Origin of the sequence: Streptomyces sp. NPDC088910 (genome assembly GCF_044749865.1) — a bacterium.
In the GTDB taxonomy this organism is placed as follows: Bacteria; Actinomycetota; Actinomycetes; order Streptomycetales; family Streptomycetaceae; genus Actinacidiphila.
In genome coordinates this window covers 93,182-115,437 of record NZ_JBIVIV010000019.1, presented here as the reverse complement: position 1 = coordinate 115,437, position 22,256 = coordinate 93,182, and the positions used below count along the sequence as shown (strand labels likewise).

Below are 22,256 nucleotides of genomic sequence, written 5' to 3'. Positions count from 1 at the left end.
CGTCACGTGATCGTCCTCGTCGCCGGGTCAGGTGCCCGGCGGGTGGCTCCGGCATCGGTGGAGGGCCCGTGCGAACTGGCCGAACATCGCCGCCCGGTGAGCGCCGCTGACCCCGCGCAGGGACGCCAGCAGTCCGAGCAGCAGGACCATCGGCCGGCCCCAACGCGCGAGCAGGAACAGCGCCATGGCGGCAGGAGGCAGGCCGGCGAGCACGGCAGTCAAGGCGGTCGGCGTAGTGGCCGGCATGGTGATCGTTTCCTTCCCGGCGTCGCTGTGCGCGGCGCCTGGTGCCATCTCCTCACACCGCCCGGCGGCCTCCGGCTGGAACTTCGCGGGGCTGTAACGTGAGGCAGGTGACCCGCTCCGTGCCCTCCGGCGCTGATGCTGCGCTCATCGCCGCACTCGCCGACCTCGGACTGACCGTCTCCCAGGCCCAGTTGGAGCGTTGGCGGGCAGCGCACTATCTGCCGCCCCACCCCCGCGAGCACTTGGGGCGCGGCCAGGGCACCGTCTCGCACCTGCTGCCCCAGACCGTGGCCCGGGCCACGTGGCTGGCCGCAGCCTCCCGTCAGGGCCGGGCGCTGCCGGTGGCGGCGGCCTGGACCTGCTGGGGAGCCGACGGCTCCCCCGGCGGCGTGGCCCGGCTGCGGACCGCGGTCGTTGACCAGCTCGACCGGTACGGGAAACGGCTTGCGGCAGGCAACGCACGTGACGATGGCAGCTGGCAGCGGCGCCACGACGCCGCCGAGGCCGCCGCGCGCCGCGTGCCGGACCTTGACCAGCACGCCCTGCTGAGGGCCGTCGCCATCACCGCTGCTCGAGATCCGGCCGCGGTCGCGCCCCTGCCGCGCGTCGACCGGGACCTCGCTCTCGTCCTGGGCCGGATGCTCGCCGGCGGCGGTGAAGACGTCGGCGAGGACGAACTCCTGGAAGCGTTGTGCCAGGTCTTCCCCGAGCAGGCCGAAGCAATGCGTACCGCGGCCGCGGCCCGGGACGCAGCCGGGTATGGCGGCACGTGGAAGGACTTCCCGCTGGCTGGGGGCTGGGCGGTACTGCAGCACGCGGTACAGGCCGCGCCCGACCATGCCCTGCGCCGCGCGGTGGAACTGGTCACCGCCACCTCCGCGGCCCTCGAACTGGTCCTCGTCCACCTCGGCCCCGCCGCCCAGGCCGGCCTGCCCGCGCCGCCGACCGGACTCGATGTCGAAGCAGTCCCGGAGGCCATGACCATCGCGCTGGCCGACCCCATGTGGGACGAGTGGGGCCGCCACATGCCCCTTGACGGCGGCAGCCCCGCCTGGCCCACCGTCGCCGCCTACCAGACCGCGCTCACTCTCCTTCTGCCCGGCCGGCCCGACGCCCTCGCCGGTTACCGAGAACGCACCGAGCAACTCATCCGCCACACCCAGAAGTCCGTCCAGCCGTAACCCTCCCCGGCCGCCCGTTGTCTTGGGCACGCCCCGGCACCAGCGCAGGAGCAGGTGAATCATGACCGAGTCCACTCCCCCGGGCCGTGTCCCCGGTGCCAGGACGCGGGAGCGGCGCCCGGCACATACCGATCAGGCCGCCGGTCCCCGCAGTGCTGCCCAAGCCCAACCGGCCCTCCGGCCAGCGATGCTGCGGGTCGCCCCGGTGACCGGGGAGACGACGTGGTCGTACCTGTCCCGGCTCGCCAGGCGCTACGGCATGGAACCCGCCGCGCTGCTGCCCTGGTGGACCTGGACCGGTACCCGGCCGCGGGACCACGCCGGCCCGCGCGACGACACCGAGGTGCTGCTGAACCCGGCCGGCCGGCAGTTACTCGCCCAGATGGGCGGGCTCGGCGAACACGCATTGGCCCGGGCGCTGCCCACGTTCGCCGACGAACCGCAGCCAGCCGAGGCGGTTTCCCCAGGCCAGGCCGGGGAAACCGAAGACTCCCGCAGCCCAGCGGGCCGGTGGAGAGTCGCTTCGGCCGGGGAACATGGGCCGGTGGCGTACGGGTGCCGGCTGTGCACGGCGGCGCGTACCGGCCACGACACCGTGGTGGTGCGGTACGTCGCGCCGTGGCAGCGGGCGTGCGCCCGCCACGAGCGGTGGATGCTCACCGCTGGGGACGGGCACCGCCACCGCAACCTCGACCTGCGCGCGGCCCCCGAGCTTGCCGCGGCGCAGCGGGCCTGGCCACAGGTGGCCCGGCAGGCGGCCGCTGCCGGGGCCGATCCCGGGCGGGTGTTCGCCCTGGCCCACGCCGTGGTCTGCGCGTGGTGGGAACAGGCCCTGAACTGGGAGCAGGAGCGGATCTGGCCGGCCCGGCTCCATGCGGTCGCAGGTGGGGACGCCGGACCGCGGTTTTGGTGGTGGCGGATCATCGCCCGCGACGCAGTGGTCTTCCCCGAAACCGTGGCGCTGGCCGCGGTGCTGCTCGACCCCGGCATGCAGGAGCGGATCTGGGAGGACCACGGGGCGGGCGGGCTGGTGCGCCCGTTCCGGCCGGACGGGGAGTTTTTCCGCGAACTCGCAGGCAGGCTGGGACGGCCCTGGCTGGCCGACGTCCGCCAGGCCCCGCAGACGGGGCTGGTGCTGGGCGGACCGCTGCATGCCGGGCCGCTGCTGGACTGTATGGGCGCGTTCACCCGCATCCGCCGCGGGCAGCAGCACCCCCAGGGGTACGGGCTGGACCCGTGGTGGCTGCGCGCCGACCACCGCCCCGCCTCAGCCCGGGTCCAACTGCGCGCCCTGGCCGAACAGGCCGCAGCCGCGCGCGGAAGCGGCAGCAGCGGCGGTGCCGGGCCGGGCCGCGGCGCTGCGCTGCGCCCATGGTCCGGCGCCTGTTCCGCGACCGACACGGCCGCGCCGCCGCCGCATACACCGCGCAGTGACCGGGACGGGCGTGGTCAGCAGGCAGCCGGGGGAGCGTCACGAGCAGGGCAGGGGTCTGCACTGACACCGGCAGCCGGCCTGCGCCATCATCGGCAGTCCGGGCGAACCGGGCGGTGTGCGGCGGAAGTTGGCCGAATTCGGCGGTCCGCGCGCACGGGCACGCTTGACTGGAGCACATGATCGACACGCACCACCCGCCGGGGCCCGGCGGCCCCGCCTTACCCCCGCCCCCGCAGCCGTTACCGTGGCCTCCGGCCGAAGCGGAGCGGGCGGCGGCCTCGGCGGAGGCGGTCTTCGCAGGCCCGGCGGGCAGTTGGTGCAGCGGCGGTGGGATCAGGCGGCCGGCGCGGTGCGGTGGGAGGACCAGCCGGCGGTGGCCCGGTTCCCGGTGGTGCCCGGGCGCAGCTGGGGTCCGGGGTGGTGGTCGGCGACGACCGGCGGGCACGTGATGCACGGCTCGGTGGCGATGCGCACCCAGCTGATGGTCCTGGACCGCGACCCTGCGGTGGTGTGGCTTGCGGCGCGGCCGGTGCGGCTGGTGTGGCGCGACCCGGGCGACGGGCGGCCCAGGTCGTGGGTGCCGCAGCTGTTCGCCCGCTACGCCGACGGCACCGGGCTGCTCGCCGACTGCCCTGCCGTACCGGACGCGGGCGGGATCCGGGCGCTGCGGGCCGCACAGATCGTGGCCGCGGCGTGTACGGCGGTGGGCTGGTCCTACCGGCGCTTGGCCCTGCCCGGTCCGGTGGTGACGGCGAACCTGAGGTGGCCGGTCGGCTACCGCCACCCCCGCAACGCCGGCACACCCGGCCTGGTCGCCGCCGTGACTGCAGCGTTCGCCGAGCCCGCTCCGCTGGAGGAGGGCGCGGCCGCATGCGGCGACCCGGTCGCGGTCCTGCCCGTCGTCTTCCACGCCCTGTGGACCGGCCGGCTGGACACGGCCCTGGACCGGCCGCTGCACCAGCGGTCCCTCGTCGGCCCGGGGAAACCGGCGCAGACGTCCGAACACGACCGGAACCAGGGGCGGGAGCGCAGCGCGCGGTGAGCAGCAACGGCGGTGCGCGGCGGGTGGAGCCCGGTGCGCAGGTAGTCTTCGACGGCCGCACCTGGCAGGTCGGCGCCCTGGTGGGTGCCACGGTCCGGCTGATCGACGAGGAGGGGGTCACGGCCTCGGTGCTGGCGTCCGTGCTCTTCGCCGACCCGGAGTTTCAGGTGGTCGGAGTTCCTCTGGCCGGGGCGCCGCAATGGGGGCTGTTCCAGACCGTTCCGCTGCCCGCGCAGGAGCGGGCGCTGGCCTGGCAGCGGCACATCCGTGAGGTCGAAACCGGCCTGCCCGGCGGGCCCGGCGACAGTGGCGTGCCCCGTCCCGAGTACGACCCCGGGCGGTGGACACTGGCGATGCGTGAGCAGGCCAAGGCCGAAGAACTGGCCGGCATGGGCTGGAGCCGGGTCTCCCGGGCCACGGTGCAGAAGATGCGCCTGGACTACCGCAAGCAGGGGCTGTGGGGCGTGGTCGACAAACGCTCCATGCGCCAGACGGCGGGCCGGGGGCGCGGCGACGAACGCGTGGCTGCCGCGGTGTTGGAGGCACTGCGCCGGCGGCGCGGTCGGTCCAGGACCAGCATCCGGCAGATCATCGAGCGACGGAGCAGATCCTCAACCACACCCACGGGCCGGGGCAGGTGCAACTGCCGGCCCGCTCCTCGCTGTACCGGCTGGTGAACGCCCTGGCCGATCCGCTGGAGCGGCCCGGCAGCCCCGCGCGGACCGCCACCGCGACGCGCCGCGGGTCCGTGCCCGAGCCCGCACTGCGGGCCGGTGAGAGGGTCCAGATCGCCACCGCCGGCCTGGATGTGACGGCGGTGGGCGATGACGGGCGCGCGGTGGCGGTGGAGGTGACGATCGCGCTGGACCTGGCGACCCGCTCCCTCCTGGCGGCCGGCTTGTGCCCGCAGGGCGACGGGCCGGTGGATCCCGGCGTGCTGCTGGCGGAGATGGCGGTGCCGCACCCGGTGCGCGCGAACTGGCCGACGGCGCTTCAGATGGGGCACGCCAGCGTGCCCTACGAGCGGCTGCTGGCCTTGGACGCGCGGCTTGAGGCGGCCGCCGCACGGCCGGTGGTGGTGCCCGAGACCCTGGTCGTCGACGGCGCAGGCACAACCGGGTCCGGCGGTTTCCTGGCCGCGTGCCAGACCCTGGGTGTCAGCGTTCAGATGGCCCCGCCCCGCCGGCCCGGGACCAAAGGCGCCGCCGAGCGCACCCTCGCCGCCGTGAACACGCTGTTCGCGCGGCACGTCGCCGGGCCGCCCGATACCACCGGCAGGGCCGGCCCGCGCACCCGCGGCGGCGCCCACCAGGCGCCGTGGAGTGTGCCGCAGCTGCAGGACCTGCTCGACGAATGGATCACCGCCTGCTGGCAGACCCGCCGGCACGAGGACCTGCGCCACCCCGCGATCAGCGGCGCGGCCCTGAGCCCGAACGAGATGTGGGGCGCGCTGGTGGCCTGGTGCGGATACGTGCCGGTCCCGCTGAGCGGCGCCGACTACCCCGAACTGCTGCCGGTGCGCTGGCAGGCCGTCACCGAACGCGGTATCCGCATCGGCCACCGCACCTACGACCACCCGTGCCTGGACGCCCACCGCGGCCAGCCCTCGCCTGTCGCCTCCCGCGGCGGGAAATGGGAGATCCACGCCCACCCCCACGACCCGCAGCACGTCTGGATCCGCCTGCCCGACGGCCACCTCCACGAAGTCCCGTGGATCCACCGCGACTACGCGCAGCGGCCGTTCGACGACGCCGTGCGGCGGCAGACCGTGCAGGTGGTGGAGCAGCGGACCACCCGCGCACAACACCAGGCCGACCTCACCGACGCCGCAGGGCAGCTCCTCACCCGCGCCCGGACCGGACCCGCCACCGGATCCGTCGCACTCGCAGGCGCGGGCCCGTTGGCACAGCGGCCGGCCCACGCGACGGCGGCCGGGCACGCCCGCCGGGCCGGTGCGGGCGGTGACGACGAAGGCAGCTCATCAGATGCCGGGCGAACGACGCCGGCGCAGGCTCAGACCGCGCCTGCGCACTGGGACACCGGCGAGGACAGCCTCGACGCCCTCGATAGCGGCGGTGTGGACGGCCAACCGGAAACGGGCCGGGGCGCGTTCGCGGTGTACGACGCCGACCTGGAGGCCGAGCAGTGGTGAGCGGACACGGCCCTGCGGGCGGCACTGCCACGACCGAACACGCCGCAGACGCCACAATGGCCGCCCCGGACGTCGGCGAGGTGCCCGCAGCGCGGCGCACGCGTCGGCCCCGGCGGGCCGAGCTGGGTGCCCGGGTGAGGTTCGAGGGCCGCATCTGGGAGGTGGTGGCCGTGGTGGGTGCCACGGTGCGGCTGGCCGGGCGGGACGGCGGCACCGCGTCGGTGCTGGCATCCCACCTGTTCGCCGATCCCGCGTTCGAGTTCGTCGGCACCGCCGGCCCGGCCCCCGCGCCGAGGTGGGGGCTGTTCGCGAGCGCGCCTGCGCGGGAGCGGGAGCGTGCCCTGGCCTGGCAGCGGCACATCCGCGAGATCGAGACCGGCCTGCCCGGCGGCCCCGGCAGCGGCGGGACCCCGCGGCCCGAGTACGACCCCAGCCGGCTGCTGGCGGACCGGGAGCAGGCCAAGGCCGACGAACTGGCGGCGCTGGGCTGGCCGCAGGCCAGTGTCGCCACCGTGCGGCGGATGCGGCGCCGCTACCGCGCGCAGGGCCTGTGGGGTCTGGTCGACCAGCGCAGTAGGCGGCCGGCCAGCCGCACCGGGCGCGCGGATGAGCGGGTGGTGGCCGCCGTGCGGGAAGCGCTGCGGCGCGAGCGCGGCCGCTCGAAAGGAACCCTGACCGGGCTGCGGACCCTGACCGGGCAGATCCTTCACGACGCGCACGGCCCCGGCGCGGTCGCGCTGCCGCCGGCCTCGACGTTCAACCGGCTGGTCCACGCCCTGGCCGACCCGCTGGAGCTGCCCGCCCGGCCCGCCCGCACCGCCACCACCCCGCCCCGGCCGTTCACGACGACCGTGGCGCTGCGGCCGGGAGAGATGGTCCAGGTCGACACCACCCGCCTGGATGTCATGGCCGTCGCCGCCGACGGCCGCCCGATGCGGCCCGAGCTGACCATCGCCGTCGACGTCGCGACCCGCTCGGTCCTGGCCGCGGTGCTGTGCGAGGAGGGCACCAAAGCCGTCGACGCCGCCCTGCTCCTGGCCGAGATGGCCGTCCCCCACCCGCTGCGACCCACCTGGCCGGCCGCGCTGGCCATCGCCCACGCCAACCTGCCCTACCAGCGGCTGCTCGCACTGGACCAGCGCCTGGAGCACGCCGCGGCACGCCCCGTCGTCGTGCCCGAGACGATCGTGGTGGACCGCGGCGCGGTGTTCATCTCCCACGCCTTCCTGGCCGCCTGCGAAACCCTGGGCACCAGCGTCCAGCCCGCCCCTCCCCGCACCCCGACCGCCAAGGGCTCGGTCGAGCGGACGTTCGGCGCGATCAACACCCTGCTCCTGCAGCACATCGCCGGCTACACCGGCTCCAACCCCACCCGCCGCGGCCCCCGCGCGGACGCAGAAGCCCGCTTCACCCTGCCCCAACTGCAAGACCTCCTCGACGAATGGATCACCGTGTGCTGGCAGAACCGCCGGCACGAAGCCCTGCGCCACCCCGTCCTGCCCAAGACCGCGCTCACCCCCAACGAGATGTGGGGCGCCCTGCTCGGCATCGCCGGGTACGTACCGCTGACCTTGACCCGGGCCGACTGGCTCGAACTGCTGCCGGTGCGGTGGAACGCCGTCACCGACCGCGGCATCCGCATCGACCACCGCACCTACGACGCGCCGTGCCTGAACGCCCACCGCGGCCAGCCCTCCCCCACCGCCTCCCGGCGCGGCCGGTGGGAGATCCACACCCACCCCCACGACCTGCGGCAGATCTGGATCCGCCTGCCCGACGGCCAGCTCCACGAAGTCCCGTGGATCCACCGCGACCACGTCCACCGGCCCTTCAACGACCGCGCCTGGCACCACATCCAGACCGCGCTCGCCCGCCGCGGCGACCGCGACCACCACGAAGCCGACCTCGCCGATGTCCTCGACCAACTCCTGCGCCAAGCCCGCCCCGCTACCTCAGCAATGCCCCCTCAGACACCCTCAGACCGCGAACCCACGACGGATACCGCCGCCCCTGCGACCGGACCGGACACGGCCGGCGGCCAGGCACCGGCGCGTCTGGCCGAGCAGGACCACGGCGACAGCCTCGACGCCCTTGAATCCGCCGCCACCCGGGCCGGTCACCGCGAGGAGGACGGTGAACTCCACGACGAACCCGTCCCGCACCGGGGCGCGTTCGCGCTCTACGACGCCGCTTCGGAGGCCGACCAGTGGTGAACACCCCCCGCACCGGCACCCCCGCGGGCGCGGCGCAGCCGAATACGGAGCCGGGCGCGGTCACCACCTGGAACGGCTTCGCCCGCTTCGCCGCCGCCCCCGCACCAACACCGCCCCGGCCCGGTGAACCGCCGCGCAGTCTGGAGCAGCGCCTTGCCTACCACTCGGCGTTCGTGACCGTGCGGACCCCGGCCATCGACACGCTCTCCGCGAGCGTGCGGACCCTGATGATCCTGGGCCGGCACCAGAGCGTCACCGCCCGGCCCTCGGTGATCCTCACCGGCCCGGCCACCACCGGGAAGACGACCGCGCTGCTGCAGGTCGGCAAGGTCTGCCACCTCGCCCACACCCGCCGCGCCGCCCCCGGCGACGACACCGTGCCGGTCGCCTACGTCCTGGTACCGCCCGCCGCCACCGCCAAATCCCTGGCCGCGGAGTTCGCCCGCTACCTCGGCGTCCCGGTCGCCGCCCGCATGACCACCGCCCAGATCACCGGCGCGGTCTGCCACACCTACACCGCCGCCGGCGTGCAGCTGGTCCTTCTCGATGAGATCCACCGCCTCAACCCCCGTACCACCAGCGGCGCCGAGGCCGCCGACTGGCTCAAGGACGTCACCGAACGCGTCGGGGCGACGTTCGTCTACGCCGGCATCGACGTCACCGGCACCGCGTTGTTCAGCGGGGTCCGCGGCGCGCAGCTCGCCGGGCGCGCCTCCCTGATCGACTGCGGTGTCCTGCCCGCCCGCCACGCCGGCAGCGAGCCCTTCCGCGACCTGATCGCCGCCATGGAAAACGCCCTCGACCTGCGAGCGCACCGACCCGGCAGCCTGCCCCGCCTGGCCCCCTATCTTCACGAGCGCACCGCAGGCCGCATCGGCAGCCTCGCCCGCCTCATCCGCCAGGCCGCCATCGAAGCCCTCCTGAACGGCACCGAGAAGATCACCTGCACCAGCCTGGACACCATCAAGGCGGACCACCTCGCCGAAGAGCACTACCGCCCCCGCACCCCCACCCGCCGCCGCGCCGCAACCGGCCCTCCGCCCGGCAGCGGGCCACGCCCCGCGTGAGCCACGTCGCCATCACGCGGACGCAGACCGCGCCTGCCCGTACCGCAACCGCCTGGACGCAGCCGGCCCCGCCCGGACCGGGTGTCTTCCGCGTGCGGCCGCTGCCCGGCGAGGCCACCGCCTCCTACACCACCCGTCTCGCAGCCGCCTACCAACTCGCCCTGCCCCACCTGCTCGACGGCCTCGGCATCCACCTCGACCCCGGCCCACGCGGCACCGGCGGCGCTCTTCCCACCGCCGAACTCCACCTCGACCCCGCAGCCACGGCCCGCCTCGCCGCGCACGCCCGCACCCCCCCAACCGCACCTGCTCCGCGCCCTACCGCGCCTCGCCCCGGGCCCGCACGAACAGTCCGCCCACACCGGCCGCGCCCCGGCGGGCCCGCCCGCCGCACACTGGCAGCCCCTGGAACCCGCACACCGCCCCGTGCGCACGTGCACCGCCTGCGTACTCCACCGCAGCCGCGGCGCCACCACCACCGCACGGGCCTACCCGCCCGACCACACCCCGGCCCTGTGCGCCCGCCACCAGCAAGCCGCCGCCGACCCCCGGCACACCGCCCCGCTCGACATCGCAGGCCTGCCCGAACTCACCCACGCCCACCACTTCCACCGGCGCCTGGCCCGCAGTCCCTCCTTCACCACCGCCCTGACCTGGGCCGCCACCATCACCACCCGCTGGTACGACCACCACCAACACCTACACACCCGATGGCAGGCCCGCCTGGCCCGGCTCACCACCACCAACCCCCACACCCGCCACGGCCCGGCATCCCCCGCCCTGACCTGCCGGACCCTGATCACCTACCCCGAAACCCTCACCCTCGCCGCCGCCCTCACCCGCATCCCCCCACACGGCCTCACCCACAACGACCGATCAGGCTTCCTCCACCGCCTCGCCGGCCGACTGGAGTTGACCCACCTCACACCCGCCACCCACGACCCCCTCTGGACCCGCATCAACACACGCTGACCGCGCGTCTCCCTCAAGGAACCGAGAGAGCAACTGCGCAAAACCCGCGCCCCACCCAGAACACCTGCACACACCTGAAAAGCCCAGCTCAATCCCCATCCCCAGCGAGCGCCCACCCCCACTCAGACGCCACCAGGCCACACCCCGCCCCCGCTCATCCACCCGAAACAACTGCACAACCCCAGCACAACCAAGATCAAAAAAACCATGATCATCGGCACGCCATAAGAGCTCGAAAATCTGCGGATGGTCTGGTCGCACTGGGACGTCGCGTTTCAGGAGGGGCTGTCAGCAGCGCAGGGGTGGGCGGCCGCACACGGGCACTTCCTCCCGCCCACCACGGCCACCTGGAACGGACACCCTGTAGGGGTATGGGCCAAGAATTTGAGGACGGCGGGCAGGAAGGCGGCGGAGATCGAGGCGCGGCGCAAGCAGGGGCTGCCGGTCGGCTCCGCCGTCGGGGCGCTGACCGAGGAACGCAGGGACGCGCTGGAGGCCATCGACCCGTCGTGGTGCCCGGCCTGGCCGGTGGCCTGGCAGCGCTGCTACAAACTGCGCCGGAACCTCATCGAGGCTGGCGCCACGCTGCCCGGGCCGGGCGAGTCCACGGTGCAGGGCGAAGACCTCGGCGCATGGGTGCTGGCGCAGCGCCTGGACTGGGACGCCCTGCTGCCCGCGCAGCAGTGGATGCTCGAGTACATGCTCAACCTGTCCCCCGCCGGGCCTGACGAGCGGCCGCCGGCGTCTCGTACGCAGGCGGACAAGTGGAACGCGAACATGGCGGCGGCCCGGCAGTTCCACGCCCGTGAGGGCCACCTACAGCCGTCCAGGAAGGCTGTAGAAGTCGTGGACGGCGTCGAACACAAGCTCGGCATGTTCGTCGACAACGCCCGCCGCAGGGCCGACAAGCTCAGCCCCGAGCGGCGCCAGGAGCTAACCGAGCTGGGCATGCGCTGGTAGCAGCGCGCAGCCAAGGGCCGGGCCCGGGCATCCCGTTAGGGGCCCGGGCCGGCCCTTGTGCACTACCGTGGCTGCCCCGCAGGCGCGAGGTGACACAGCCCCGCCCGGCTGCCGGCACCAGAGCGGCACACGGGAGTGTGGCAGGACGGGAAACCCACAGGGCTCCTGGACCGGCAGGTCAAGACGTCTGCCACCTCGCCCAACGCAAAGGGGAGCCCTGTCCGTTGCGGACGCCGAGGCCGTCACCGGATCGGTGGCCATGCTAAAAAGGCTCGGTAACTACGCGTGAAGGGGAACGAGTTGGCTGCCCCAGTAGACGGTGAAGGAGGTTCTGCCCGCCGATCCCAGGAAGGAGACCTGGGGATCCGTCAGCCACACCGTGTCGTACGAGGGATCAACCGGATCCAAGTAGGACTGCTCCTCGTATGTTCTAGTGCCAGCGAAATACAGGCACACTTTCCATTTATATGTGCCGCTGACGAGATAAACGGGACGCGGTGTCTGGCCTCCGATGCTGAAGGTGTTGTCCATGAAGTTTGACCACTCGTACCAGTATGAAGCCAGGGTGATGTTCCTGGTCTGGCACGATTGTGCCGAGGGCGCCGGGTTGGCGGCTATGGTCTGCTGCCGCTCAAGTGTGGCCGTGTCATAGGCGGAAGCAGAAGGCGTAACAGCCATGAAGCCGACCAGTGCCATCCCGAGAGCTGCCAGGCTCAACTTCTTCATTTCTCCCCTTTTGGATTGCGCATCGTTTTTTCTCGGACCCGGGATTTGCTTACTGCACCGCAGAGGGCGTATCCACGAGTCTCCTCTCAGTCAACAACTCCGAGTGCGCCCCGCAGCAAAGCGCGCGCCTCGGTGATGCTATGTCCTGCACGCGCTGCTGCTTTGACGATGCGTGGCCGGCTCTTGCCGATGCGTCTCCTGCCGGCCGACCACACTGTGTGAGCAGCCACTTCCATGACAGCCGGCCGATCTGACGCCCGTCGGAAAGCAGGAGCCAATCGGTCACCCCGTGACAGGGGACTAAATCGCTTCCACAGAAAATGACCAGGCAATCAGCAGCTGAACACCGCTGGCGCACAACCGCTGACGCCATGGCGCCCACTTCCACCGAGGGGCTGTCAGCAGCGCGGGGACGGGCGGCCGAACACGGGCACTTCAGGGGTTGCCGGTCGGCTCCACCGCCGGGGCGCTGACCGAGGAACGCAGGGGCGCGTTCGAGGCGATCGGCCCGTCATGGTGTCCGGCCTGGGCGGTGGCCTGGCAGCGCTGCTACACGCTGTGCCGGGGTGTCATCGAGGCCGGTGCCCCGCTTCCGGGGCCGGGCGAGGCCATGGTGCAGGGCGAAGACCTCGGGGTGTGGGCGCTGGCGCAGCGCCTGGACTGGGAGCAACTGCTGCCCGCGCAGCAGTGGATGCTTGAGCACATGCTCCGCCTCTCCCCCGCTGCGCCGGAGGCACGGCCGCGGGCGCCCCCCCTACGCAGGCCGGCAAATGGGCGGCGAACATGGCCCGTCCGCCCGGCAGTTGCACACCTGTGAGGGGCGCTTCCGGGTGCCCAGGAAGCACGTCGGAGAAGTCGACGGTGTCGGGCACAGGCTCGGCAGGTTCCTCGACAGCGCCCGCAGGCGGGCCGGCACGCTGAGCGCGGAGCGGCGCGGGCAATTCGACGCGCTAGGGATGCGCTGGTAAACGGCAGCAGGAAGGTCCGGGGACGGAAAAAGGCCATGGAAGCCGTGGGCGGGATCTAATACAGGATCGGGCTATTCGTCGCCAAGCCGCCGGCGGGCCGGCAAGTTCAGTCCCGGACGGCGAGCGGAACCCGATGCACCGGGGTTGCGCGGGTGGAGCCGCGCGGCGAAGGGCCGGGCCCGGACTCATGGAGGAGTCCGGGCCCGGCCCATGATGCTATGCCCGCCACCATGCGCCTGGGTGGCTGCCGTCCGGACTGCGGCGAGGTCAGTTGTAGTCCACCCAGCCCGTGGTGTAGAAGGCGGGCGTTTTGATGTATCCGGCGAGCCCGCGGCCGTCGTAGCCGACGAAGGTGAACTCCTCGCACGCGCCGGCGTTGAACCTGATGTTCGCACCGTAAGTCGTCCAGCCCGTGTTGACGTCCTTGAGTTCCACGGCGTTCCCGTCGCGGCCCTCCTCGGCGCCCACGTAGACCGTGTTCGCGGCGGACTGCTCGTTGCAGACCAGGTAATACCGGCCGCCCGCGTTATTGGTGACGTAGAGCGAGAACCAGTCCGTGCTCGCCGGAGGCGGGCCATAGGCCGCGGCGCCGGCGGACCCGCCGAGGCCGACGGTGGCACCGCCGGCGAGAGCCAGTGCCACGGCAGCCATGACGATAGCCCGCTTGTTCTTCCCACGTTTCAGCATGGGTTCCTCCCCGTCGTTGATGCCCCGTACCGGGACAGCTGGCTGTCGCCTCCCGCGGAGGCCGGGCGGTGGGGACTTCCGAACTCGAGGCCGCCCCTGTCGGCCTCAGCCCCAAGCTGTTGCCCCGGTCCCCCTTCTGCCTGACCCGACGCTACGATCACGAGTCCTTGGCCCGTCCTAGATTCGTCCTGGTGCCGGGCCAGCCGGGGTTGGTACCGGTCATGAAGCGCTCCGGACACCGTCGGGAGCAGTGCGGAACCCGACGCCCGCCCCCTCGCCGGCCCCGGCCCGGGCGCGCATCCGCTGCGCTGCTGCCCGCACTGCCATGCCATGGACGCCTGGGAAACACGCTCCGCCTCGCCCGGCGAAGGCCCGAGGAGCGGCCCCCGGCCGCTCACTTGCCGGTCTGCGTGCGGGGTGCCGGCATCCGGGCCGCCCGGCAGTTCCACGCCCGTGACGCCGTCCGGGAAAGCCGACAGGGGCGGCTGCGTCCAGGGCGCGCTGCCATGGCTGCCGACGGCCGAACGCCCGTCGGCAGCCCGCATCGTCCGGAATCCACAACACCGCGATTGCCCCGTTCTAATCTCTTTTAATATATTTCTCCGCCGGTGCAGGAGAGTTCGGGGGCAGGCAGGTGAGCAACCGAGACGGCCGAAGAGCGCCCGGGCCCGGCCGGGAGCGGCCCGCTCCCGGCCCGAGCGGCTCCAGCGCGCGGTGACCGCGTTCGCCCGATACCTCGTTCCGGACAAGGGCAGCCGCATGGTCTCCGGCCTGCCGCGCGAACCCCAGAGCCCGCTCTCCTCCCCGTACCGGCCCCACGTCCTCTCCTTCGGGGCGCGCCCCGGCAGCGGCCGGCTCCGGGACGGCTAGGCCCCACAGCCTCCGCGACGGCTCCCCGCCGGAGCCGCCAGGACGGGGCCGCCCTCTGCCCCTCCGAGACGGCCCCGCCCGCCGCCTCCAGGTCCAGCAGCGCGTTGCGCAGCGTCTTGCCGTCCCGTCAGGTGCGGGCGCGCACCAGGAACATGATCCGGGCGGCGGTGGCCGCCTTCAGCGCACCGGCACCCGCAAGCGCGTCCGCCCGGTCCCGCGCCGTCGGCCGCGGTGCAGGCCGACGGCGCCGACGCGGTGGAGACCGGCGGTGTCGGGCATCAGGCGGCCGAGCAGCTGCCGGACGGTCTTCTCGGGCGGTTCGTGCGGGCGTTGTGCGCTCTTGACGTCCGGCAGGAGGCCGGAGTCCAGGAGGCCGGCGGCGGCGGGGTCCTGCCGGCTGTGCGGCCCCCGCTCGTCACCCGCCGGCTGACAGCTGCCGCCCGCGCGGTGTGCTACTCGTGTGCGAGCGTCATCGCTTCGGGGCCCTTGTCGGCGGTGTTGGCGCAGCGGAAGTGTCCTTCGCTCTGCTGTTCGCCGGCGGCCAGGGCCAGGCAGCGGCCCAGGGCGAGCTGGCCGTAGAAGTCCGGGTGCAGGCTCTCCTGGCGCTCGCCCTGTGCGAGCCCGGTGACCAGGAAGCGGACCCACTCACTGGCGGCGGGGGCGGGCGGTTCGCCCGCGGTCGCCTGGCGGGCCTGGTCGGCACAGACCTCCCTGCCCTGGAAGGCCGCTGACAGGTCGAGGAATTCGGTGTGCCGCGCGGTGGCCAACTGTGCGAGTTCCGCGGTCATCTCGGGCACCAGGGTGTCGTGCGCCCAGTCGAGGTCGGTGTCGGAGAACGGGCAGCCGCCCGTGGTGAAGCGCTTGTAGCCCCTGGCCCGGTACCGGTTCCGGGCGGCGTCGGGCAGCGGGGAGGGGTAGGACTGCAGGACGAGCCGGTAGGAGCCGTCCTGCTGTCCCGCCTGGCGCATCACCGCACGGATGCTGTCCACGGCTCTGCCGGCCTCCTCGCGCATCCGGGCGAAGCGGCCTTCCACCGCCTTCTGCTGGGCGGCGGCGCAGGTGTGGCTGCTGCCCGGCTTCAGGAACTCCTTGGCGCACGTGAGGATGACGTCCGAGAAGCCGATGTCGTTGCCGCCGACGGACAACGCGATCAGCCTCACCCGGTGCCCGGCGGCCACCGCGCGCAACTGGTCCGCCTGCGGCTCCTCGCCCTTGAACCGCTCTCCGCCGTCCGCCTTCGCGTACACGGCCCTGGCCAGGGCGCCGGAGCAGGCGAGGTTGACGCGTTCGGGGGCGCCGTCGGTGAACGGCGCATTGTCGATCTCCGCCGAGTCGGAACGGTTGCAGTGGTCGGCGTAGCTTGCCCCGTACACCAGCGCGGGCAGGTAGGCCCCGTTCCGGTAGGCCCGGTCGGTGCCGTTCCGGCTGCCGGTCACCGCGGTGCTGTTGCCCTGCCAGCGCCCCGCCTCACCCGAGATGAAGCTGTCACCCATCGAGACCACGAGACCCCTGTCCCCGGCCGTCCCCGCCGCTGTCCCGGCGTACGCCGGTGCGAGGCCGGCCCCGGCCGTCATCGCGCAGACGGCCGCCGCCAGGCCCACCGTTGTGACTGTTCGTGTGCGTCGTGTCATACCCCGACAGGTACGTCCCGCCCCGCCCTCCCCGGAGACAACACGCCGCGCCCGTGCGGGCCCGGCAGCCGATGGCCCACACGGGCCGGCTGCTGGAAGCCGAGCCCGACGGAACCGATGCCTGTGGACTGTGCCTCAGGGTCCGCCGCGCGGCGGACCGCGGGCCTCTGAAGCAGACCGCCCGGAAGCCCCCGGAGGCGATGCGCCGGAGCCGCCCCGCAGGCCCGCGCGTCACCGGCCGGCCCAGGCCCCGGGGGGGCAAGTGCCAGGGGGCAGGCGCCCGGCGATCCGGCGGATCCCCCCGCCGCCCGCGCGCCCGCCTGTCCGTGCGGGCGGGGCGGCGGGCGGCGGCGCACCCGTTACCGGGCGCGGGCCTCGGTCACGACGCCGCCCGACAACGCGGCTATCTTCACCCCGCGCTGTCGCCCCGTCCCGGCGCACCTCGCACACCCGGCGCGCGGCGACATTCTTGCCGGGGGGCGCCCACGACACCGGGGCAGCCGCATACCGGACACAGCCCGGAGCAGGACAGCAGCCCACCGCGAGCCGCGTACCGGACATGGCCCGAACAAGCAGGGCACAGCCGGCCGTCCGCGCCCGCACCCCGCGCGGCGATAACGGCGGCGCGGCAGCAGAAACTCGACAAAGTTCGGCAAGGGAGCGGCGCAGACCGCTGGGGTCGCGGCCCATCAGGCCGGCTGCACGGGTGACCGGCCTGCCGCCTCCGGGCGGCCAGAGCGACCACGCGCAGCACGAGTCAGACCCCGCACCCCGCATCACACCCGCCTGCCCCGCCCCCGGGAACACAGGGGGCGGGGCAGGCACGACAGTCAGGAAGAAACGGGGTGACCTCCGTCGCCCTCGATGACGGTGCGTTCCGCTTCCCCCGCACCGGGCTCTTCAACGATAGTCACGTCCACCGCGCCGTCACCGGTCGTGTCGAACTGATAGAGGTCGGGCTTGCCGTCACCGGTGGTGTCGGTCATCCATACGTCGGGTTTTCCGTCACCGTTGGTGTCGACACTGAGGAGGAGGTGGTCTTCGGCGGGTGTTCCAGTCGTCTCATCGGCCATAGCGGCCGGATGCCCCCGCACCTGACCCCCAAACCGCCGGCGAACCCTCGGGAAACCACCGGGAAGGACGCGATGCAGGACTCCGTCCCGCTGCACGGCGGCGGCGTCAACCCGGTGGTCGGCAAGATCCGCTCCGGCACCATCGAAACGGTCTACCCACCACGCTGCCCCCTGCGCCCCGCGGGGAGATCGCCAGCGTGGCCGACACCGCCCGGCAGGACGTCCACACCCTCAGGAACCGCGACGAGGCCCTGGGGGTGGTCCGACACCTGCACCCACGCCCAGCACGCCCTGGCACCCAAGCCCGCCGGCCAACAACCCGCGCACAGCCGCAGACGATCCGCCGGCAAAGGGCACCCGCCCCGTACTGCGGAACCCGACAAGGAACGCGCAGCGGCCACACAGCGGACAGTGGCCGGGCGCGGATACCGGCCCCGGCCCGCCAGTTCGGACTGTCGGGCCTGGAGGCGCCGTCGTTCCTGCTGAAGGGCCACGCGGGCACCGGACAGCGCCACCACCTTGGCTCCGAGCTGTTCGACGGACAGCGCACCGTGCACACCCAGTTCGGCACGCAACGCATCCCGGAGCAGATACACCGCACCGGACGAGGACCCCGCGAACCACCCCTTCGCCCGAACAAGCCGCGCGTCCGCACGGCAGACAGGCCCCCCTCCCGAGAGAATCAGCCGCAGGCGCCGGACGAGGCGACAGCCGGCACCCACGCACCGGCCGACCGTTTTGCCTATCTCGAGAACCGCCGCGCCGAGGACCATCCGGGGCCCGGACGTACCGGTCGTAACACACCTGCCGCGCGGCACCGACGGCGTCCGCGACCACGGACTCCTCACCCCTGACAGCAAACACCACGTCCCTGCCCCCAGCGCGACACGCCCGGACAGCCGCACTGAGCCCGGCATAAAGTTCTCGGTTGCTCTGAACGGCCTGGCCCTCCCGGTCCAGCAGCCGCCCGAGCACCACGAGCCGACCCTGACCGGCAACCCCCATCCGCCGTGCCCGTTAAGCAAGCGCTGCCCCGCCCACAGCCCCGCCAACCCCGACAACCGCCACAAAACAGGCTGGTAGCCCCCGCTGTCCTGTGACACCGAAGCTCGGGCGCGTGCCAACACAATTGGACCGGGAGTCGTTCGCGTCAGCGGGGTTCGAACCCGCCGCAGGTCAACTACCGGGTCTGGGGACCGCATTGTGTCTGGCCACGAGGGGGGCGCCCTGTGTGTGTTCGATCGCGGTGGACTTCTTCGCGGAGTCCGGTCAGGTCGGTCAGCGGCGCACCTGATAGCGCAGGTGAAGGACGCGGTTGCCCTGGATCACCACGTCAGGGTCTTCCAACAGGTGCTGCGCGGGGGCCGAACCGAAGTAGCGCTTGCCGGAGCCGAACACGACGGGCACGACGTCCATGCGGACCTCGTCGACCAGGCCGGCGGCGAGCACCTGGCCACCGACGTCGCCGGCGGCGACCTCGACCAGGCGGTCACCCGCGAGCTCCTGTGCCTTGGCCACGGCTGCCTCGACGCCGCCGACGAAGTGGAAGGGCGCCTCGGGGTCCCAACCCTCGGGCATCGGCCGGTGGATCACGACGACCACGTGGTCGATCCCGCTCGGCGGCTTCCCGTCCCAGCCGTCCGTCAGGTCGAAGACGTGGCGGCCGACGACGGTGACTCCGATCTGGTCCCAGTACGGCCGGATGTAGTCGTAGGACGCCTGCGACACCGTCAGCACGCCGCTCTCGTCCAGCGGGACGTCACCGCTGGACAGCCAATCGAACAGCGGTCCGGGCTGGTCTTTGTCGTCGGCGACGAAGCCGTCCACCGACACCGAGCTGTACATGACCACCTTGCCCACGGGGCTCTCCTCTGCTGTTGGGGTGCCGCAAAATTAGCGTGTCGTGAACTGTCGCCTCCGGACTTGCCGTGCCTTGATCCCGGTCAATCCACAGCCAGGAAGCCCGACCTGCGGCGGCCCACACTCGCCGTACGCTTGTTGTTCAACCTTCGCGTGGCTCTCGGCGGGGATGGCAGGGGGTCGCACACGAGGCGTCGAATCGGGGTGCGCTAGCTCCGTGGGCAGTTGCACACTCACCGCATGGCCTCGTCCTCCGGTCGGTTCCGAGATCCGCGCAGCACCAAGTACGACTTCCTTAGCTCGATCATGGTGCGATGCCCTGGCTGCGCGAAAGCCGCCCTTGTCATTCCAGCGGCCGACAGCTCTGGCTGCGGAGGTCGGACCCTGTTCAGGCCGAGGCGTCTGGTCTGCCATAGCTGCGGCTTGTCACGGCTGTGGAGCGGCCGTGCTGTCACCCTCTCCCGGGGCACCGCCGCGCCAGCGACGGATCCATACTTCGGCGCGCCGTTGTGGCTCCAAATTGAGACTCGACACGGGTGGTTGTGGGCCTACGACCTGGAACACCTCGACTTGCTGCGGCGCTTCGTCCAAGCGTCGCTGCGCGAACGAGCGCCCTGGTACGACACCGGGAAGAAGATGACGTTGGTCGCCCGTCTGCCACTGTGGATCAAGCGCGCGAAGAATCGGGACGAGATCCTGCGCGGCATCGCTCGAATCCGCGCATCACTGGTCTGTGCCTGACGGTCTCCTGCCAGCGCCAGGAGCGTTCCCACCTTTTCCGGAAAGCGGCGCAGCATTGGTGTGATCATGTGCGTTGTCGATCATGCCAAGGCCGCGAGGTGAGGCTGCTGCACGACGCTGTCCGCGTCGAGTCCCTGGCTGGGTTGTCCCGGTTCCGGACGGACTGCTAGAACTGCCTGACCGCCCGTGCCGACGCGCTGTTCGACCTGGCCGACGCGGTGCTGTGCACCGACGGGCCGGTGCGGTCGCTGATCGATCTCGCCCTGACGCCGGAGCATCGCCGGGATCATGCTTCCCTCTACGCCGGGCTGAACCGCGGCGGGCTCGATGTCGCCCGGCTGCGGGCTCTGGCCGGGGTGCCGTTGCCGCGAGCGGCCGGCGGCCGGCTGGTCCTGGCCGTCGACGTTTGACCGTGGCTACGGCCGGACGCCGGCACCGTGCCGGACCGCTCGTTCCGCCACACCTACGGCCGCGGCGGCGCGAAGCATCAGATGATGCCCGGTTGGCCGTACTCGGTCATCGTCGCGCTGGAGACCGGCCGCACCTCCTGGTCCGCCCCCCCTGGACGCGGTCCGTCCCACCCCCCGGCGTCGACCTTGCCGCCACTACCGCCGCCCAGGTCCGTGAGGTCATCGATCGCCTCATCGCCGCAGGTCAGTCGGGTGAAGGGGATCCGGACATCCTGATCGTTCCGGACGCCGGCTAGACGCGCCGCGCATCGCCTACCCGCTGTCCGGTCTGCCGGTCGAGGTCCTGGGCCGACCCCGTTCGGACCGGGTGATGCGTCGGCCGGCACCCTCGTGGGAGGAGTTCTACCGGGCACACCCGAAGGGCGACCGGCTGCCCAAGCACGGCGGGGAGTTCGTCTTCGGCGACCCCGCCACCTGGGGCCAGAAGTAGGCCGTCACCGACACCCGGCACCACGGCACGGCAGCCGCCCAGGCGTGGGACAGGCTGCACCCCAGGCTGACCCAGTGGGCCGCATGGCTCACCGCGCCACGACGTGGGACGAGTCCTCACCGGCAGCGAGGCATACCAACGACCGGCCCACCACAAGGTCGGCACCAAACCCCGGCGAACTGGTTAAAAAAACAAGGTAAGAGCCTGTTGCTGAGCCGGTCATGACATAGCGCGGTGCGTCAGGCTTCGGTGGCCTCGGTTGGCATCCCGCCGGAGCGATCAAGATGGTGAAGGAGCAGGGCGAGTGACTGCTGCGGGTCCTGTCCGGCGGTGTCGATGACGAGATGTTCCCGGTTCCACGGCTCGTAGTCGCGGTTGAGGACCTGCTGCCAGTCGGGCAGGGGCAGGTCGGGGATGTCGATCGATCGTGTGGTCACGCGCTCGCGGTGCTCGGCGGGGTCCGAGCAGATGACTTCCACTTCGACGACGGGGACAGCCACCCGGGTCCCCGCGCTCTGCCAGCTGTCGCGGGTGACCGCCATGGGGTTCACGGATTCCGCGATCACGGTCAGTCCTTGCCGGAGATGTTCCTCGGCCAGGGCGTATCCGATGACGTAGCCCGCCGGTCCGACGGGGTGCTGTGCCAGCCCCGAGCGGACGATGGCCTGTTCGATGGTGTCGATACGCAGGTGGACCGCGCCGATGCGCGCCGCAGCCAGCCGGGCCAGGGTGGTCTTGCCGGTGCCGGGGAGTCCGCCGATCACAATGAGCATGCCCCCATCCTGCCGGAGCCGGAAAGCCACGAAGCAGGCGGTGCCCTGGGAGCGCTGGTGCCGGACCGGGACGCTGGCCCGACCCGTCGCGGCCGAGCCTCTCCTCCTCGCGGGCGAACTGCCGGGCAACGAGGTCACGGTCGGCGTACGGGGAGACGGCGGCAGGGACCAGGCCCCGGAGTCCGGCCCCTGGCACTCGGCGAGATCCGGGCGGGTGTAGCGCTGCCGCGCCCACCGGGGAAACGGGCCCCTGTTACGTGGGCCGGACCGTGTGTACGCCCCCGGCCATCCGGGTGCACTTACCGTTGTTGCCCAGGCCCTCCCGGACCCAGATGTCGCGGACGCTGGAGGCATAGCTGAAGGACGTGTCCAGGGTGTGGCCGGCCCCCGCGGCGTACACCCACTCATCCCGGGTCCCACCGTCGGCATACGTAGCGTGGAACTACGCGCAGGCCCCCTTGCCCTCGCCCTTGGTGCCCCTACGGTGACGCCGATCTGGACCCTGCCGCTGCCCAGCGGTGCATCCCTCCCCGTGCGTGCAGGCCCCCGCGATGTCCCCGGCCGTGCCGGTGCTGCCCCAACTCCCGCAGCCCGCGGCGGAAGCGCTCTGTGCGGGACCCACGATGAACGCCCCGCACACCGGAGCGAGCGCGCCGATCGACGCCGACGCGGCCTTGAACATCAGTGCTGTCATGCCCCTTTTCTCCATCAGGAGAATGCTGCCCCGGGGTCGTGGCGGCGCAGGGCGGACCGCACCGC

19 protein-coding genes and 1 pseudogene are annotated in these 22,256 nt (G+C 72.6%); 12 read left to right on the top strand and 8 right to left on the bottom strand.

Going from position 1 to position 22,256, the window contains the following annotated elements; translation table 11 throughout:
- Positions 1 to 27: 27 nt before the first annotated feature.
- Positions 28 to 246, bottom strand: a complete 219-nt coding sequence (locus ACIP4Z_RS33495) for a hypothetical protein (RefSeq protein WP_391052809.1) — start codon at positions 244 to 246, stop codon at positions 28 to 30.
- Positions 247 to 353: 107 nt separating this feature from the next.
- On the opposite strand from ACIP4Z_RS33495, the gene ACIP4Z_RS33490 reads away from it, so the two are divergent.
- From ACIP4Z_RS33490 to ACIP4Z_RS33450, 9 genes are all read left to right on the top strand, one after another.
- Positions 354 to 1,427, top strand: coding sequence for a hypothetical protein (locus ACIP4Z_RS33490; protein ID WP_401314210.1), 1,074 nt, complete (start codon positions 354 to 356; stop codon positions 1,425 to 1,427).
- Positions 1,428 to 1,632: 205 nt separating this feature from the next.
- On the top strand, positions 1,633 to 3,042 hold the full coding sequence (locus ACIP4Z_RS33485; RefSeq protein ID WP_401314209.1) for a DNA-binding protein: 1,410 nt from the start codon (positions 1,633 to 1,635) through the stop codon (positions 3,040 to 3,042).
- Between the two features lie 193 nt (positions 3,043 to 3,235).
- Positions 3,236 to 3,904, top strand: coding sequence for a TnsA-like heteromeric transposase endonuclease subunit (locus ACIP4Z_RS33480; RefSeq protein WP_401314207.1), 669 nt, complete (start codon positions 3,236 to 3,238; stop codon positions 3,902 to 3,904).
- Entirely contained in the window at positions 3,901 to 4,581 is a 681-nt protein-coding gene (locus ACIP4Z_RS33475) for a hypothetical protein (protein WP_401314205.1), read from the top strand. Before ACIP4Z_RS33480 ends, ACIP4Z_RS33475 begins: the two co-directional genes overlap by 4 nt.
- Positions 4,542 to 6,056, top strand: coding sequence for a hypothetical protein (locus tag ACIP4Z_RS33470; RefSeq protein WP_401314203.1), 1,515 nt, complete (start codon positions 4,542 to 4,544; stop codon positions 6,054 to 6,056). Before ACIP4Z_RS33475 ends, ACIP4Z_RS33470 begins: the two co-directional genes overlap by 40 nt.
- Before the next feature lie 56 nt (positions 6,057 to 6,112).
- The gene (locus tag ACIP4Z_RS33465) at positions 6,113 to 8,269 is read left to right on the top strand and encodes a transposase (protein WP_401314202.1); all 2,157 of its coding nucleotides are present in this window, start codon (positions 6,113 to 6,115) and stop codon (positions 8,267 to 8,269) included.
- Positions 8,263 to 9,336, top strand: coding sequence for a TniB family NTP-binding protein (locus ACIP4Z_RS33460; protein WP_401314200.1), 1,074 nt, complete (start codon positions 8,263 to 8,265; stop codon positions 9,334 to 9,336). The genes ACIP4Z_RS33465 and ACIP4Z_RS33460 overlap by 7 nt, the downstream gene beginning before the upstream one ends.
- Before the next feature lie 426 nt (positions 9,337 to 9,762).
- On the top strand, positions 9,763 to 10,308 hold the full coding sequence (locus ACIP4Z_RS33455; protein WP_401314198.1) for a hypothetical protein: 546 nt from the start codon (positions 9,763 to 9,765) through the stop codon (positions 10,306 to 10,308).
- 246 nt (positions 10,309 to 10,554) lie between these two features.
- Positions 10,555 to 11,268: a helicase associated domain-containing protein gene (locus tag ACIP4Z_RS33450; RefSeq protein WP_401314196.1), complete on the top strand. Its 714-nt coding sequence runs from the start codon at positions 10,555 to 10,557 to the stop codon at positions 11,266 to 11,268.
- Positions 11,269 to 11,547: 279 nt separating this feature from the next.
- On the opposite strand, the gene ACIP4Z_RS33445 is transcribed toward ACIP4Z_RS33450, so the two are convergent.
- From ACIP4Z_RS33445 to ACIP4Z_RS33425, 5 genes are all read right to left on the bottom strand, one after another.
- Positions 11,548 to 11,994: a hypothetical protein gene (locus ACIP4Z_RS33445; protein WP_401314194.1), complete on the bottom strand. Its 447-nt coding sequence runs from the start codon at positions 11,992 to 11,994 to the stop codon at positions 11,548 to 11,550.
- Between the two features lie 1,235 nt (positions 11,995 to 13,229).
- Complete coding sequence (locus tag ACIP4Z_RS33440) at positions 13,230 to 13,649, bottom strand: hypothetical protein (protein ID WP_401314192.1); 420 nt, start codon at positions 13,647 to 13,649, stop codon at positions 13,230 to 13,232.
- Positions 13,650 to 14,971: 1,322 nt separating this feature from the next.
- Positions 14,972 to 16,012 carry a hypothetical protein gene (locus tag ACIP4Z_RS33435; protein WP_401314191.1) on the bottom strand — a complete coding sequence of 347 codons (1,041 nt, stop codon included), beginning with the start codon at positions 16,010 to 16,012 and terminating at the stop codon, positions 14,972 to 14,974.
- 968 nt (positions 16,013 to 16,980) lie between these two features.
- Positions 16,981 to 17,223, bottom strand: a complete 243-nt coding sequence (locus ACIP4Z_RS33430) for a hypothetical protein (RefSeq protein ID WP_401314189.1) — start codon at positions 17,221 to 17,223, stop codon at positions 16,981 to 16,983.
- Positions 17,224 to 18,501: 1,278 nt separating this feature from the next.
- Positions 18,502 to 19,083, bottom strand: a complete 582-nt coding sequence (locus ACIP4Z_RS33425; RefSeq protein WP_401314187.1) for a dihydrofolate reductase family protein — start codon at positions 19,081 to 19,083, stop codon at positions 18,502 to 18,504.
- Positions 19,084 to 19,323: 240 nt separating this feature from the next.
- Here ACIP4Z_RS33425 and ACIP4Z_RS33420 point away from each other — a divergent pair, with 240 nt between their 5' ends.
- Positions 19,324 to 19,824, top strand: coding sequence for a hypothetical protein (locus ACIP4Z_RS33420; protein WP_401314185.1), 501 nt, complete (start codon positions 19,324 to 19,326; stop codon positions 19,822 to 19,824).
- 176 nt (positions 19,825 to 20,000) lie between these two features.
- Positions 20,001 to 20,814, top strand: a pseudogene (locus tag ACIP4Z_RS33415) (transposase); the annotation flags it as partial.
- Between the two features lie 149 nt (positions 20,815 to 20,963).
- Here ACIP4Z_RS33415 and ACIP4Z_RS33410 read toward each other — a convergent pair.
- Complete coding sequence (locus ACIP4Z_RS33410) at positions 20,964 to 21,497, bottom strand: AAA family ATPase (RefSeq protein WP_401314183.1); 534 nt, start codon at positions 21,495 to 21,497, stop codon at positions 20,964 to 20,966.
- 40 nt (positions 21,498 to 21,537) lie between these two features.
- On the opposite strand from ACIP4Z_RS33410, the gene ACIP4Z_RS33405 reads away from it, so the two are divergent.
- Positions 21,538 to 21,717 carry a hypothetical protein gene (locus ACIP4Z_RS33405; RefSeq protein ID WP_401314181.1) on the top strand — a complete coding sequence of 60 codons (180 nt, stop codon included), beginning with the start codon at positions 21,538 to 21,540 and terminating at the stop codon, positions 21,715 to 21,717.
- A 222-nt stretch (positions 21,718 to 21,939) separates the two neighbouring features.
- On the opposite strand, the gene ACIP4Z_RS33400 is transcribed toward ACIP4Z_RS33405, so the two are convergent.
- On the bottom strand, positions 21,940 to 22,191 hold the full coding sequence (locus tag ACIP4Z_RS33400; protein ID WP_401314179.1) for a hypothetical protein: 252 nt from the start codon (positions 22,189 to 22,191) through the stop codon (positions 21,940 to 21,942).
- Positions 22,192 to 22,256 lie beyond the last annotated feature (65 nt).